We start from the raw sequence: 13571 nt of genomic DNA, 5'->3' as shown, positions 1-13571 counted from the left end.
GTGCTGAGAGATTTATAACCGGTGAATTTATAGATGTATTCTTTGAAAGTAGATTCTTATTGTTTGAAAGTATATTCACAGACTGAGCGTTTACAGAAGTGTTTTTCCAAATAGAAGAGAACTCAATATTTGAAGATATATTTAAACTATTAGCGATTGTATATACTGACGTATGCCCGAGTGTTGCTCTTGCATCTGCTTCAAGAGTAAGGTTATCTACTTTAATTTGAGAGTTGTGTCTAATATGAACCCTTGAATCTAGCCCTTCACCATTAGAAATGAGACTCAAATCTTTTGCAGTAATATCAGCGTGGTGTCTGATTACAACTCTCTTCCTTGAATAGAGAGATAGATTATCTGCCTCAAGAGTAATATTATCTTGGAAAACTATTCCTTCTTTTCCATTTACACATAGATTTTTTACTTTTAAGCCTTTAAGCCTTTAAGCCTTTTGAATACTATTTTACACGGTGAATGAATGTTTAAATCTACATCAGAATTCAGATCAAAATCTATAACAAGATTTCTATAGACTCCGTCTTTCTCAGCATACCTTGAAAGATAAGTATTTAGCTCAGCGAGACTCTTAACTCTCTTATTCTTACTACAAACAGAGGCAATGGAATCAGCTAGGCCACACTCAGAGGAATATGTATTTATTGTAAAAAATAAAGTAACTAACAATAAACGTACAACATTCATTTAAAATATCCTGACAAAGTTAAATATTATTTGATCAAGTCAGTATCGTTGTAAACTGCTCAACAATTTAAGATATTTTTAAATAAAATTTGATTTACGAAAATTATTGGTAACTTATAAATATCCGAAATTATTATCATCAAGGAATCTTAAGGTATCCTTTTCCTCCATAGAGCAGAGGTAAGTCTTTGAAAACTCAGACCAACGAATTCGTGATTTCACTTATTTTAAGCACATACACTTGTGACAAATAAATGAGGAAAACAATCTCCTCATACCGGTGTTGCCTGGACATAGAGAACTGTAAAAATACATAAAAACAAAACCTAGTTCCTTAATTTAGGACATAAAATTAGCCTAAGGAAAGGCCAAGAGAAATCAAATAGTCATCTAACACAATCCTAACAAAGCAAGTCGATTATATTGGTATAAATTTATCAACTATTTATAAGACATTCGCTTTAAGGAGCAAAACAGATGAAGAGTTTATTTTCACTAATACTAGTATTACTAATGGCGACGAATACTTACGCTGTAACTAAAGTTAACGGTGCAGGTGCAACATTTCCATACCCAATGTATTCAAAATGGTTTTCTGAATATAATAAAAATAATAAAGATGTTCAGTTCAACTACCAGTCAATTGGCTCAGGTGGTGGAATCAGACAATTGATCAAGCAAACAGTTGACTTTGGTGCATCTGATGCTCCTATGAAAGAAAGAGATATGAAAAAAGCGGCTTGGCCAGTTAAGCATATCCCTACTGTTCTTGGAGCTGTATCAGTTGCATATAACTTAGAAGTAAATGGTAACTTAAACCTAGACGGAGAAACTCTTTCAGCAATCTTTCTTGGAGATATCTCAAAATGGAATGATGGAAGAATTCAAAAATTGAATCCTGCAGTAAAACTTCCTAATACAGATATACTAGTTGTAAGAAGAGCCGATGGATCAGGAACTACTTCTATTTTCTCTGACTACCTTTCTACAGTTTCAACAAAGTGGGAGTCTAAAGTAGGACGAGGAAAATCATTAAAGTGGCCTGTTGGAATTGGTTCTAAAGGAAACGAAGGTGTAACAGCAACTGTAAAGCAAACAGAGGGATCAATTGGATATGTAGAACTTGCATATGCACTAAAGAACAACCTTCCTACAGTAGCACTTAAGAATAAGGCCGGAGAATTTCAAAAGCCATCAGTTCAAGGTGTTTCTCTTTCAGCAGCAAGCTTGAAAAAAGATGCAAAAGTAACAGCTTCTATCGTAGATGCTGCAGGAAAAGGTGTTTACCCAATATCTGCTTTCACTTACATTCTACTACCAGTAAAAGAAGAAACAACTCAATTAAAAGAAGTTAAAAAGTTTTTAAAGTGGGCACTAACAAAAGGGCAAAACATGACCGAAGAGTTACACTACGCTCCACTTCCAAAATCACTTGCAACTAAGATGCTTGAAGAAATCAAATAGGATTAATGATGGTTAGAGATATTGAAAATGTTCAAAATAGTTTTTCTACAGAGAATAATGGAAATATCTCTAAAAAAAAGAGCTTCTTAACATACGGCGAACAAGATAAGTTCGCCTATTTTCTTTTAAAACTAATAGCATCGCTAGTAATCATACTACTACTAGGGATGATCGCGATGCTTCTAAACTCGTCACTTCCTGCGATTAAAGAGTTTGGGATTGGCTTCGCATTCAATGATAACTGGAACCCAGTAGAAGATGAGTTTGGCGCCCTTGCATTTCTTTTTGGAACGCTTGTCACTTCAGCTTTAGCAATTATGATTGCGGCCCCACTAAGTATATCAGTCGCAGTATTTATAAATGAAATTCTTCCAACTAAATTAGGTAAACTTATTTCTCTATTTGTAGAAATGATTGCTGCCATTCCAAGTATCGTATTTGGTCTCTGGGGAATATTTTTCTTAGGACCTTTTGTAAAAGATGTTTTAACACCTTTTCTAAAAAGTAACTTTGGTTTTTTACCTCTATTTCAAGGAGCAAGTTTTGGAATTGGTATTCTTACCGCTTCAATCATACTTGCAATAATGATTACCCCAACTATTACATCAATCTGTCGAGAGGTTCTTAAGACAGTTCCAAAAATACAAAAAGAGGCCGCACTTGCACTAGGTGCTACTCGATTTGAAATGATAAAAATTGCACTGATCAAGCCTTCATTTTCTGGTCTTACAGGAGGTGTCGTTCTTGGATTAGGAAGGGCCCTAGGAGAGACGATGGCCGTAGCAATGGTTATTGGAAACTCTCCAACTATTACTGCTTCCCTATTTTCACCTGCGGCCACAATGGCATCAGTGATAGCAAATGAATACGCAGAGGCCGATAGTGATCTTCACTTATCTGCAATGTGCTATATTGGACTACTACTCTTTCTCGTAACATTTATTGTTAACTCTTTTGCTCGAGCAATTGTCTGGAAAAAGCAAAGAAAGGCCAGAGGATAACTTATGACTTATCTACATTGGAGAAAGTTTAAAAATATTGCTTTCCACGCTTCACTTTACTTAGCCGCAGTGATTGTACTGCTTCCTCTATTTTTAATAGTCTCCTACGTCTTCAAAATGGGAGCGTCATCACTTAATCTAGACTTCTTCCTAGCTTTCCCAAAACCTGTTGGAGAAGTTGGTGGTGGGATGAGACATGCAATAACTGGTACTTTATATCTTGTTGCTATTGCGAGCATAATCTCAATCCCTACAGGACTTCTATGTGGAATATACCTAAGTGAATTTGGAAAAGGAAAGGTCGCAACCTTACTTAAGTTCTCTATTGATATGCTCACTGGGGTTCCATCAATTATTATTGGGATATTTGCCTATATATTAATTGTTGTTCCACTCAAAGGTTTTTCAGCAATGGCCGGAGGGGTTGCTCTCAGTATCATAATCCTACCTATTGTCTGTAGATCTACTGAGGAAATACTTAAACTTATCCCTCAACATATTAGAGAAGCAGGTCTTGCACTTGGACTTCCAAGATGGCGTGTTATTTTAAATATTGTAGTTAAAGGTAATCTATCATCATTGATTACAGGTGTTATGCTAGCAATATCAAGAGCAGCGGGAGAAACAGCTCCCCTACTATTTACATCATTTGGTAATATGTATCTAAGCTACAGAATAGATGAGCCAATGGCATCATTGCCTGTACAAATATATAATTATGCAATCTCTCCTTTCGATGACTGGAGAAGACAAGCATGGGCCGGAGCATTTGTTCTTATTACAATAGTACTAGGAATAAATCTTTTATCGAGACTACTGGTTAAACTAGGAAGTCTCAGGCATTTAATTCGAAGAGGTATAAAGTGAGTAGCAATATTATTCTACAAGTAAATAATTTAAATGTTTGGTATGAAGACTTTCACGCAGTAAAAGGCATATCTGTGGGCTATCCCGAGAAATCGATCTCAGCGATTATTGGCCCTTCAGGATGTGGTAAGTCTACTTTTTTAAGATGTTTAAATAGAATTTATGAAGAAGTCCCTGGAGCAAAAGCGACAGGAGAAATAATCTTAGAAGGAAAGAATGTTCTAGATAAGAGTGTCGATCCTGTCGAACTTAGAAAAAGAATAGGAATGGTTTTTCAAAAACCTAACCCCTTCCCTGCAATGAGTATTTTAGACAATGTAACAATTGGGCTTAGACTTCAGGGAATAAAAGATAAGTCCTACTTAATGAATGTAGCTGAACAATGCCTTAGAAAAGCAGCTCTATGGAGTGAAGTAAAAGACAAACTTCACAAACTAGGAACAAGTTTATCTGGTGGACAACAGCAAAGACTATGTATAGCTAGAGCATTGGCAGTTAACCCTCAAGTCCTTCTTATGGATGAGCCTACCTCTGCTCTAGACCCAATTGCTTCTGCTAAAATTGAAGATCTTATGAGTGAACTAAAAAAAGAGTTCACAGTTATTGTTGTCACACATAATATGCAACAAGCTGCAAGAATAGCTGACTATACTAGCTTCTTCGTTCTAGGAGATTTGATAGAGCACGGTCTTAGTTCAGATATTTTTACAAACCCTAAAGAACAAAAAACTGAAGACTATATAACCGGACGATTCGGTTAGAAGGAAGAATCATGGATATATCAAGTGCAGATTTAAGGGAAATGGTTTTAAAGATGGCCTCAACTGTTGAAGCAATGGTTGATAACTCATATAAATCAAGTGTGACAATTCAAGAAGTATTTGAATTTGAAAATCAAGTAAATAAGTACCATACAGACATTGATGACCATGTGTTTAAGTATATAGCTCTTAAAACTCCTGCTGCTACAGACTTAAGAATTGCTCTTTCAGTAATGAAGATAAATTCAGAACTTGAAAGGATTGCTGACCAAGCTGTAAATATAAAAAGAAATATGAAAAAGCTAGGAAAGGAATACCCGCAACTAGTAACACTAACTGAAGAAGTGAAAATGATGCTTCAAAATAGTATTGATGCTTTCGTTAAGCTAGACTCAAAGCTGGCCACAGATGTAATTCAACATGACCATTCAGTTAATGAGCTGTATAGAGATATCATGAGAGACTTTGTTCAAGCGATGAAAGATGACAAGGTAGACCTTGATGAAGGTTTCTCAGTTATTAGAGTTGCTAAATGTTTAGAAAGAATTGGTGATCAGACGACTAATATAGCAGAAGATGTTATCTTTTTAGAATCTGGTGCTGACATTAGACATAGCGCTGATTTAAAGTTTGGAAGAAGAAAAGAAGATAAAGTTAAAATCAAAGGACAAGAGGATAAGTAATGTCTACAAACCATATTTTAGTTGTCGAAGATGAAAGAGATATTTCCGATTTATTAAAACTTCAACTAGAGTCAATGAACTATTCCGTTACAGTCGTTGAAGATGGAGATGCTGCTCTAGAATTAATTCAATCGAGCCCATCTGATAGAGAAAATAGTGAACCTTTCGATCTCTTTATACTCGATAGAATGCTTCCAGGAACAGATGGATTAGAGATATGTAAATTCCTTAGACTCTTTAAAAAAACGAAAGAGAAACCTATCTTAATGGTAACAGCTCTAACGAAGGCCGAAAGTATTATTGAAGGACTTGATGCTGGAGCAGATGATTATATAAATAAACCTTTTGATATAAATGTATTAAGTGCAAGAGTCAGATCACTCATTAGAAGGTCTGCACATGTAGAGAAATCAAGTCAAACAGTTGAAGAAGTTATAAACCTAGGACCAATATGTCTTGATATGAGTCAGTGTAAAGTCTCAATCGACAAAAGTGACCTAGATCTTACTTTAAGCGAATATAAGCTTATGGTTGCCTTCTTAAATCAGCCAGGAAAAGTGCTTACAAGAAACCAACTAGTTGAATTTATTCAAGATGGACCTGTACATGTGACAGATAGAACAATTGACACTCACGTTTTTGGACTAAGAAAAAAGCTTGGAGTACACTCCGATCTTATTGAAACCATTCGAGGGATAGGATATAGAGTTAAGAACTATGTCTGAAACAAGAACTGATCACTTTATCAATACAATTCCTTGGAGGTTTTTCAAGAGAATTGCACTTTCTCAGATTGTTCTCACGACTATAGTCATACTCATAACAGTTTTCTCAGCTCGCTATTATTTAAAAGTCTATATTACAAATCAATCATTAAACCAAGTTACAGAATCTCTAGAGCTTATTAAACATTCAATTACAACTCAGAATATTGATCCTATTAAATGGTGTAAGTCCCTAAAGTTAAATTGGTCGACTCGCTACACTCTAATTGATATTGAAGGCAATGTTCTTTGTGATAACTATATAGATATAAAGAATCTAGATAATCATCTGTACCGCCCAGAAGTTCAAGATGCTATAAAAAAAGGTCTCGGTACGACAGAGAGATATAGCAATAGTTTAGAATCAGATATGATTTATGGTGCTATAAGTTTCAATACTAAAGATTCAAATTTTATTATCCGGCAGGCGGTACCATTAAAACAAATAGCAATTGCAATGGAGAGGCTCGATAGGTCTATTCTCTTGTTCTTCTTCCCACTTTTAATAGTAACATCCCTACTTAGTCTTTGGACTTCTCTACAAGTTTCATTTCCACTTAGATCTCTAGTAAAGAAAATATCAAATTTAAAGAACTTAAAACTTACTCCTAAAGGTTTAGAGACAGCAATTGCAATAGATGACGAATGGCACTTTGTTGAAAGAACTTTAGACAGAGCAGAATTAGAGTTAGCAAACTATGTAGAGGAGCTTCAACTAGAGAATAAGAAGTTTTCAATCCTAATGGAAAGTAACTCCGATGCAATACTCGCTATCGATAACAATGAAAACGTACTCTTTATAAATAAGCGCTATTATAAAAACTTTATATCTGAAGAAAGATCTAAAATCATTCAAGATAAAAAAGATCTCAAACTATTAGAGGTTTCTAGAAAGTTTGAGGTTCACGACTTACTTAGAGACGCATTAAAAGATAAGGCAAGTGCCAAAGTTAGAAATATTGAAATAGAGATGGTTGGAAGATCTGAAAAAGGATGGTTTGATATAACGACAAGCCCTCTAATCTCAGACGATGGACACACATTAGGTGCAATCTGTACCTTTAGAAATATATCTCATAAAAAACTTGCTGACCAAATGCGAGAAGACTTTGTCACCAATGTCTCTCATGAAGTTAGAACTCCCCTTACTGCGATGAAAGGATATGTTCAAATTCTTCAAGGTGTTAAAGAAGTTTCAGATAATAAAATTGTCAAAGAGGCCCTTTCAAAAATTGAACATAACTCAAATAGACTCACCCTATTATTTCAAGAAATACTTAATCTCTCAGTCATTGAGTCTAAGCATAAGTTATATTTAACAAAAACATTTACTGAGGATATTACACAAACAGTACTGCTTAACTTAAAGCAAGTTCACTCTGAAAATGATAAAGAGGTAGAGTGTATCTTCAATGTAAAAACAGTCTATATTGATGCTGCTCTTATAGAGCAAGTACTTACGAACTTAGTTGATAACTCTTATAAGTATGGCAATAAGAATGGACATATTATAATCAGATGGGAACCTGGTGAAAAAGAATTTAATCTCTACGTTGAGGATGATGGGCCTGGAATTGAGCCGTCACATCAAAAGAGAATTTTTGAGAGATTCTACAGAGCTGATTCAAGTCGATCTAGAAACCTTGGAGGAACAGGTCTAGGCCTTAGTATTGTTAAGCATATTGTACAAAAGCATAAAGGAACGATAACGACTTTCACTAATGATAAAGGCGGAATAAGCTTTAAGATAACTATCCCTCAAACGGCCTAAGACAGAAGCTTTAACACTTTATTTGGATTACTGTTAACAGTTTGAAGCATCATGACAGTAGCGTCTTTCTTTATTTTTGCTTTCATATTATTAGCTGTTTCTTCAGCAACGTCAGCATCTCGAATCAAAGATTTAGCACTTGATAGATTTTCCATGCTTACATTTATATTATTGTTCATTGATTCGAGACGGTTTTGAGATGCTCCAAGCTTTGCTCTAGAAAGCCCTACTTGCCCCATCATTTTATCAATTTTAGCAATAGAGTTTCTAGCAGTAACTTTTGAACTCAAGTCTATAGAGTCTAGTCCGAAGTTTCCTTTAGCATCTAAAATTTTAGATAAGTTATAGCTCACTCTGTCTTCTGAAATATTGTTATTCACACCAATTTGTAGATCATAACTAGCAGTTCCATTTAGAATACTATTCCCATTGAACTTACTAGACTGTGTAAGCCTCTTAACTTCCTCTTTGAGTTCGCCAAATTCTTTATTCGCTATTTGTCTCGAGAAGTCGTCCACTGTATCAGTGGAGGCCTGAATGGCGAGCTCTCTCAATCTAACTCCTAGACCCGAAAGTTCGCTGAGAGATCCCTCGGCCACTTGGAGCATTGAGATACCATCATTCATATTTCTTTTTGCCTGACCCTGGGAGACGAGCCTTGCTCTCATTTTTTCAGAAATCGCAAGCCCAGAAGGGTCATATGATGCAGATAGAATACGATCACCACTAGAGAGCTTATTTAAAGCTGTCTTTTCTTCCTCGGAGTTCTTTTCCAAGTTACGAAGAGCTAGAAGTGAATTTGAATTTGTATTAACTCTCATATCTATCCATCTTGAGTATTAGTACTCTAAATACAATTCGGATAAAATGGAGGTCTTAGACAATGTTTGGAAGTATTTAGAACCTTAAGGTAAATACTTCCAAATTATTTTTAGTACCAGACTTTTTTACTATTGTTCATCAAGGTTGTTTAAGTTGTTAAAAAGTCTTCTTCCCTTTTCTAAATGGGTAATACTTTTGTCTGTAGAAAGACAAACTGAATTGAATGTATGACCCATGAGTTCTTCTATGGACTCACCTTCTGTCTTAACTTGTTTAGTTATAGTTACTAATGACCAAAGTCCTTTTAAATTAAAATGACCATTACTTTTTTGAAAGACAAGCGCTGGCATAGAGCTCACTTTTTCAAGTTCGTTTAAGTCAAAGTCTTGAATATATAGACTTGATGTGGACATATATAGATCACAATCATTCTCATGGTCTGCCGCTTTGTAGATCTCACCAAATGAGTTTACGCAGACGCACAGAAATACCAAAATAAGTATTACTCTCATCGTTTTTGCTCCTGTTTTTGAGCAAATATATCAATTTCTAGTATTTATAGGTGGGTATTTGTAAGAAATATAGCGGCCGTCAAAATTTTAGCCAAGTTGGCCCCTCTCTAACAGGTAGTTAGAGAGGGGTAGCAGAGTAATGAGCACTCTTTGTATTATAAGTGTAGTCTAGTGTAGACCTACATGTTTGCGATGTAGTCTTTGTTCAGACTTAATTTTTCTAGGTAATGCACTTTTCATTTTTCGAAGAACTTTTAGTACTGAGGCGTATGCATTCCCCGCTTTTCCTTCCATTTTAAAAATCTTACCACTCGCTTTGAAGCGAACTGCTGCTTTGTATAGCCCACCTTCTTTAGAAATATCCCAGTTAATGTTTGAGAATTTTTCTTTGTTTTGAGAAAAACGTTGCATCTTCTCTTCAACAAAATCGTTCAAAGAATTTGATTTGTCTACGTGATGATAACTAACTTGCATCTAAAACCTCCGATGTTAAATAAGTCTCTTACTTATCTAAGAATTATATTACTCTCAAAAAATAAAAATCTGTGTAGGTGCAGTCATTAGTTTGTAAAGTTTCAGTAAAATTAGCCTGACTAATTTACTTTTTCACAAATGACACACTCCTATCTCTTATCTATTTGCAAATAAAAGGGAACTTTAAGACAATAGAAGGAGTATTTTTAAATTTTAAGGAGAATTAATGAGAGTTATTGATTATATAGAGCAAGGTGGAGTAATTATGTATATTTTACTTGCCTTAAACATTGTTGGTTTTGCAATTATGCTTTCAAAGTTTTTTATACTTTCTAAGGAAACAAAAAGGTCAAACCTAGTTGCTTCTAACTTAAGTGAAAAAGTTAAAACTGTTACTAAAGATGGCGATACAAATACAATTATAGAAATTGCAAAACAAGAGCTAGCCACTCATATTGCAGGTCTAGAAAAAGGTCTCAACACAGTTAAGATTATTGCATCTATCTCTCCTCTACTTGGACTTCTTGGAACAGTTATTGGTGTTCTCGTTGCCTTTAAAGTTATGTCTCAGACAGGACTTAATAATCCGGCATCATTTGCTCAAGGTATTTCAATGGCACTGATCACTACTGTAGGAGGTATGATTGTTGCGATCCCTCACTACATTGGACATAACTATTTATTAGGAATGCTTGATCAGTTTGAAACAAGACTAGAGAAAGAACTATTGTCAGACGTACTATAAGGATCTTTGATGAAGAAAAGAACTAGAGAAGCTGCAGCACCAGATATAACGCCGATGATTGACGTCGTCTTTCTTCTTCTTATTTTCTTTATGGTATCAACTGTATTTAAAAAAGATGAAATGGCGCTTTTACTTAATCTTCCAAAAACTGAGAAAGGTGAAAGTGTTCAAAAGGAACAGAAGACAGTCTTCATAGAGCTATCTAAAACAGAGATTGCTTACAATGGTAAAAAGATTGAAATAGAGAGTCTTGAAGATTCATTGAAGACTATTACAAATAAAACAATACCAATTGATTTAAGAATTGATAAAGATGTTAAGTACGATAGAGTCGTAAACTTAATTAGTAAATTAAAGAAATATGAGCTTACTAATGTTTCATTGATTACAGATGAGTAAGGTATAAATTCATCAAATCATTAGATGTATTTCTCCAATGAAATTTTTGAACAAACTCATGGCCCTTTTGGGCCATTTCTTTTTGAAGCGCCTCATCCTTTAGTATATCCACTATAGCGTTACTAAGGTCTTTGGTAGAATAAGGATCAATATATCTAGAACTCGGTCCTCCAGACTCTGGAAAACAGCCACCTTGACTTGTAATCACTGGAGTTTTAGAAAATAGAGCTTCTATAATTGGTATTCCAAAACCTTCATAAAAAGATGGAAATACAAATAGCTTCGCAAGTTGATAAATAGACGGAATATCCTTGTCCTCTACATTATCTAAAATCTTAACTCGATCATTCAATTCTTTTTCTTGTATATACTTAATAACTTCTTGCTTATACTTCTTCCCTCTCCCAATAAGAATTAGATCTTCTTCAATATTCTTATGGATAGCATGAAAAGCTTTTACTATGCCTAATGTATTCTTATTCTCTTCCATTGTTGCAATGTGGAAAATGAATGGCCTTGCTAAATTGTACTTCATTTGAACTCTAGACAACTCTTCGGTTGATTTATCGTAATAGAAATCAGGAGAACAACTCTGATAAACAACATGAATTTTTTCTTCAGGTACTTTAAGGTACTTAACAATATCTGATTTTGTCTGCTCGCAAATGGCCACAACAATATCGCTTTTCTTACAGCTATAAGAAAATTTTCGATGATATGTTTGTCTATCTATATATGAAAAGAATTGAGGAAACTTCAAGTAGAGTAAGTCATGAATTGTTACAACTTTTAATGTATTAGTATCCTCAATACCTAGAGGAAGCTCATGGCTTAATCCGTGATAAACATCTAGATGACATTTATTTATTTCACTTTTTAATAGAAAGCTTCTCCATATACTTGGGAAGCTTTTGGCCAGGAATCCTTCAGGGGAAATGGTTGAGAAGTTTGAACTTAGGCCCTCAGACCACTTAATTAATTCACTGCTCTTGGATTGAGGAGAAAAGAGGTAATATTCATTGTCATTATAATATTCGTCTAAACTCTTTATGAGAGTCCTACTATAATTACCTAAGCCTCTAAAGTTGTGGAGAGCTCTCTTTGCATCAAAACCTATTTTCATCTTTATATTCTAACTTAGAATATAAAGAATGCCTAGCTCTCGCTTGGTATGATTAGCTTTTGACCTTTATAGATCCTATGACCTCTTAGGTTATTTGCAGCAACAATTTTATTAATTGATGTTTTAAACTTCCTTGCAATTACTGTAAGGTTGTCCCCTCTTCTAACTCTATATCTACTAACAGTCATAGGGATTTTAAGTCTTTGCCCAATCATGATCTTACTAGACCTAAGTCTGTTGGCCTTCTTTATCTTTCTTACAGGAAGACCAAACTTTTTTGAGATCTCAATTAAGTTATCTCCACGCTTAACTTTATATACAGAGCTAACCTTTCTACTAATAGTTTGTGTAACTCTACGCTTAGCAACTTTTGGTCTTTTAGAATAATTTAATCTTGCAAATCTACTAGTGTAACCTTTTGGAACTAAAAGTTTAAATGGTCTTCTTCTTGTAACCGCAACCCAGTCTTTCTTAACTTCAGGATTTAGAATTCTCATTTTCTTAAGACTTACATTTAGTGACTTAGCGATATGAGAAATTGAGAATGACTTTTTCGCTTCAACTTCTTCTACATTTAGATAGATTTCAGAATCATACTTCTTCGCTTTAAGTCCGTACTTTCTTCTGTTTTCAAATAAGTACTTGGCAGCTGCTACCTTTGGGACATAGTTTATTGTCTCTCTTGGGATTAGTTTCTTTTTTACTAACTCTCTATAGTCTCTTGTATTCCCTCTTCGTATAGCATTTATAATTCTATACTCTCCAGCGTTGTACGCACAAAGAGCAAGTTCCCAACTACCAAAGATATTGTATAAATCTTTAAAGTATCCTGCTGCTGCATGAGAGGCCTTATAGATATTTCTTCTTTCATCTAAATATCTATCAATCTTAAGTCCATACCTCTTTCCAGTTCCTTTAATAAATTGCCAAGGACCTACAGCTGATGCATGTGATCTAATATGCGTGTTGTACCCAGATTCAATAAGACCTACATAGAAAAGATCTGTTGGAAGGTTATGCTCTTTTAGAACACTTTTTACTATACCTTCAAACTTTACCCCATTACCCATGTGCCTTTCAAAACGTGCCTTCTCTCTCTTTGAAAAGTATTTCTTCCAGAACTTATAATGTTTTTCTTTATATCGTAAATTAAGAGCATTCTTATTTGATGACTTGGCTACTGCAGGAAATATTTTTTCTAGAAAAGACTTATCCTGCTCTTTTGAAGTTTTAGTTTCGACAATTTTCTTTGGAAGTTTTTGCTTAGCTTCTTTTACAACTTTAAGTTGTGTGTCATCAATGCGAACACTTTCATATGTTTTCTTTGAAGTTAGTGAAGCTATATTTGCCTTAGGATGTTGGTTCTTTTTCCCTAACAGTGGCCCAATGTGGGAACAACTAGTTATAAGAAGAGAAAGAAGTAAAATAGTCGGCTTTTTCAAAATATCAAATCCTTGACGCAGTAATGAGTACTGATATTTTA

The 13571-nt window shown here is 34.6% G+C and carries 16 protein-coding genes; 9 read left to right on the top strand and 7 right to left on the bottom strand.

Translation table 11 applies throughout. From position 1 onward, the window contains the following. Positions 1–289, bottom strand: a 289-nt coding sequence (locus ABX784_RS06090) for a hypothetical protein (RefSeq protein ID WP_372653905.1), incomplete at its 3' end; no start/stop codon positions are given. 137 nt (positions 290–426) lie between these two features. After that, a complete protein-coding gene (locus ABX784_RS06085; RefSeq protein ID WP_372653904.1) occupies positions 427–702 on the bottom strand; it encodes a hypothetical protein in 276 nt (91 codons plus the stop codon). A 477-nt stretch (positions 703–1179) separates the two neighbouring features. Here ABX784_RS06085 and pstS point away from each other — a divergent pair, with 477 nt between their 5' ends. From pstS to ABX784_RS06050, 7 genes are read left to right on the top strand one after another with little or no spacing between them, the layout of a single operon-like run. Beyond that, complete coding sequence (gene pstS, locus ABX784_RS06080) at positions 1180–2166, top strand: phosphate ABC transporter substrate-binding protein PstS (RefSeq protein WP_372653903.1); 987 nt, start codon at positions 1180–1182, stop codon at positions 2164–2166. 8 nt (positions 2167–2174) lie between these two features. Further along, positions 2175–3167: a phosphate ABC transporter permease subunit PstC gene (gene pstC, locus ABX784_RS06075; protein ID WP_372653902.1), complete on the top strand. Its 993-nt coding sequence runs from the start codon at positions 2175–2177 to the stop codon at positions 3165–3167. A gap of 3 nt (positions 3168–3170) precedes the next feature. Continuing rightward, complete coding sequence (pstA, locus tag ABX784_RS06070) at positions 3171–4034, top strand: phosphate ABC transporter permease PstA (RefSeq protein WP_372653901.1); 864 nt, start codon at positions 3171–3173, stop codon at positions 4032–4034. Next, positions 4031–4795: a phosphate ABC transporter ATP-binding protein PstB gene (gene pstB / locus ABX784_RS06065; RefSeq protein ID WP_372653899.1), complete on the top strand. Its 765-nt coding sequence runs from the start codon at positions 4031–4033 to the stop codon at positions 4793–4795. The genes pstA and pstB overlap by 4 nt, the downstream gene beginning before the upstream one ends. Positions 4796–4806: 11 nt before the next feature. Beyond that, the gene (gene phoU / locus ABX784_RS06060) at positions 4807–5478 is read left to right on the top strand and encodes a phosphate signaling complex protein PhoU (RefSeq protein WP_372653897.1); all 672 of its coding nucleotides are present in this window, start codon (positions 4807–4809) and stop codon (positions 5476–5478) included. Further along, complete coding sequence (locus ABX784_RS06055) at positions 5478–6203, top strand: response regulator transcription factor (RefSeq protein WP_372653895.1); 726 nt, start codon at positions 5478–5480, stop codon at positions 6201–6203. Before phoU ends, ABX784_RS06055 begins: the two co-directional genes overlap by 1 nt. Beyond that, positions 6196–8013, top strand: a complete 1818-nt coding sequence (locus ABX784_RS06050) for an ATP-binding protein (protein WP_372653893.1) — start codon at positions 6196–6198, stop codon at positions 8011–8013. The genes ABX784_RS06055 and ABX784_RS06050 overlap by 8 nt, the downstream gene beginning before the upstream one ends. On the opposite strand, the gene ABX784_RS06045 is transcribed toward ABX784_RS06050, so the two are convergent. The 3 genes from ABX784_RS06045 to ABX784_RS06035 form a co-directional block, all read right to left on the bottom strand. Then, positions 8010–8834 (bottom strand): flagellin, encoded by an 825-nt coding sequence (locus tag ABX784_RS06045; RefSeq protein ID WP_372653892.1) that lies wholly within the window; start codon positions 8832–8834, stop codon positions 8010–8012. The genes ABX784_RS06050 and ABX784_RS06045 overlap by 4 nt on opposite strands. 129 nt (positions 8835–8963) lie before the next feature. After that, positions 8964–9347 carry a hypothetical protein gene (locus ABX784_RS06040; protein ID WP_372653890.1) on the bottom strand — a complete coding sequence of 128 codons (384 nt, stop codon included), beginning with the start codon at positions 9345–9347 and terminating at the stop codon, positions 8964–8966. A 168-nt stretch (positions 9348–9515) separates the two neighbouring features. After that, positions 9516–9821 carry an HPF/RaiA family ribosome-associated protein gene (locus ABX784_RS06035; protein WP_372653888.1) on the bottom strand — a complete coding sequence of 102 codons (306 nt, stop codon included), beginning with the start codon at positions 9819–9821 and terminating at the stop codon, positions 9516–9518. A gap of 226 nt (positions 9822–10047) precedes the next feature. Here ABX784_RS06035 and ABX784_RS06030 point away from each other — a divergent pair, with 226 nt between their 5' ends. Beyond that, positions 10048–10566: a MotA/TolQ/ExbB proton channel family protein gene (locus tag ABX784_RS06030; protein WP_372653886.1), complete on the top strand. Its 519-nt coding sequence runs from the start codon at positions 10048–10050 to the stop codon at positions 10564–10566. Positions 10567–10575: 9 nt separating this feature from the next. Beyond that, positions 10576–10965 carry an ExbD/TolR family protein gene (locus ABX784_RS06025; protein ID WP_372653884.1) on the top strand — a complete coding sequence of 130 codons (390 nt, stop codon included), beginning with the start codon at positions 10576–10578 and terminating at the stop codon, positions 10963–10965. Here the strand turns inward: ABX784_RS06025 and ABX784_RS06020 are convergent. Then, positions 10952–12088, bottom strand: coding sequence for a glycosyltransferase family 4 protein (locus ABX784_RS06020; RefSeq protein ID WP_372653881.1), 1137 nt, complete (start codon positions 12086–12088; stop codon positions 10952–10954). The genes ABX784_RS06025 and ABX784_RS06020 overlap by 14 nt on opposite strands. A gap of 32 nt (positions 12089–12120) precedes the next feature. Next, positions 12121–13530, bottom strand: a complete 1410-nt coding sequence (locus ABX784_RS06015) for a LysM peptidoglycan-binding domain-containing protein (protein ID WP_372653879.1) — start codon at positions 13528–13530, stop codon at positions 12121–12123. Positions 13531–13571: the final 41 nt, after the last annotated feature.

Source organism: Halobacteriovorax sp. (genome assembly GCF_041587335.1).
In the GTDB taxonomy this organism is placed as follows: Bacteria; Bdellovibrionota; Bacteriovoracia; order Bacteriovoracales; family Bacteriovoracaceae; genus Halobacteriovorax.
This window is presented reverse-complemented; position numbering and strand designations above follow the sequence as displayed.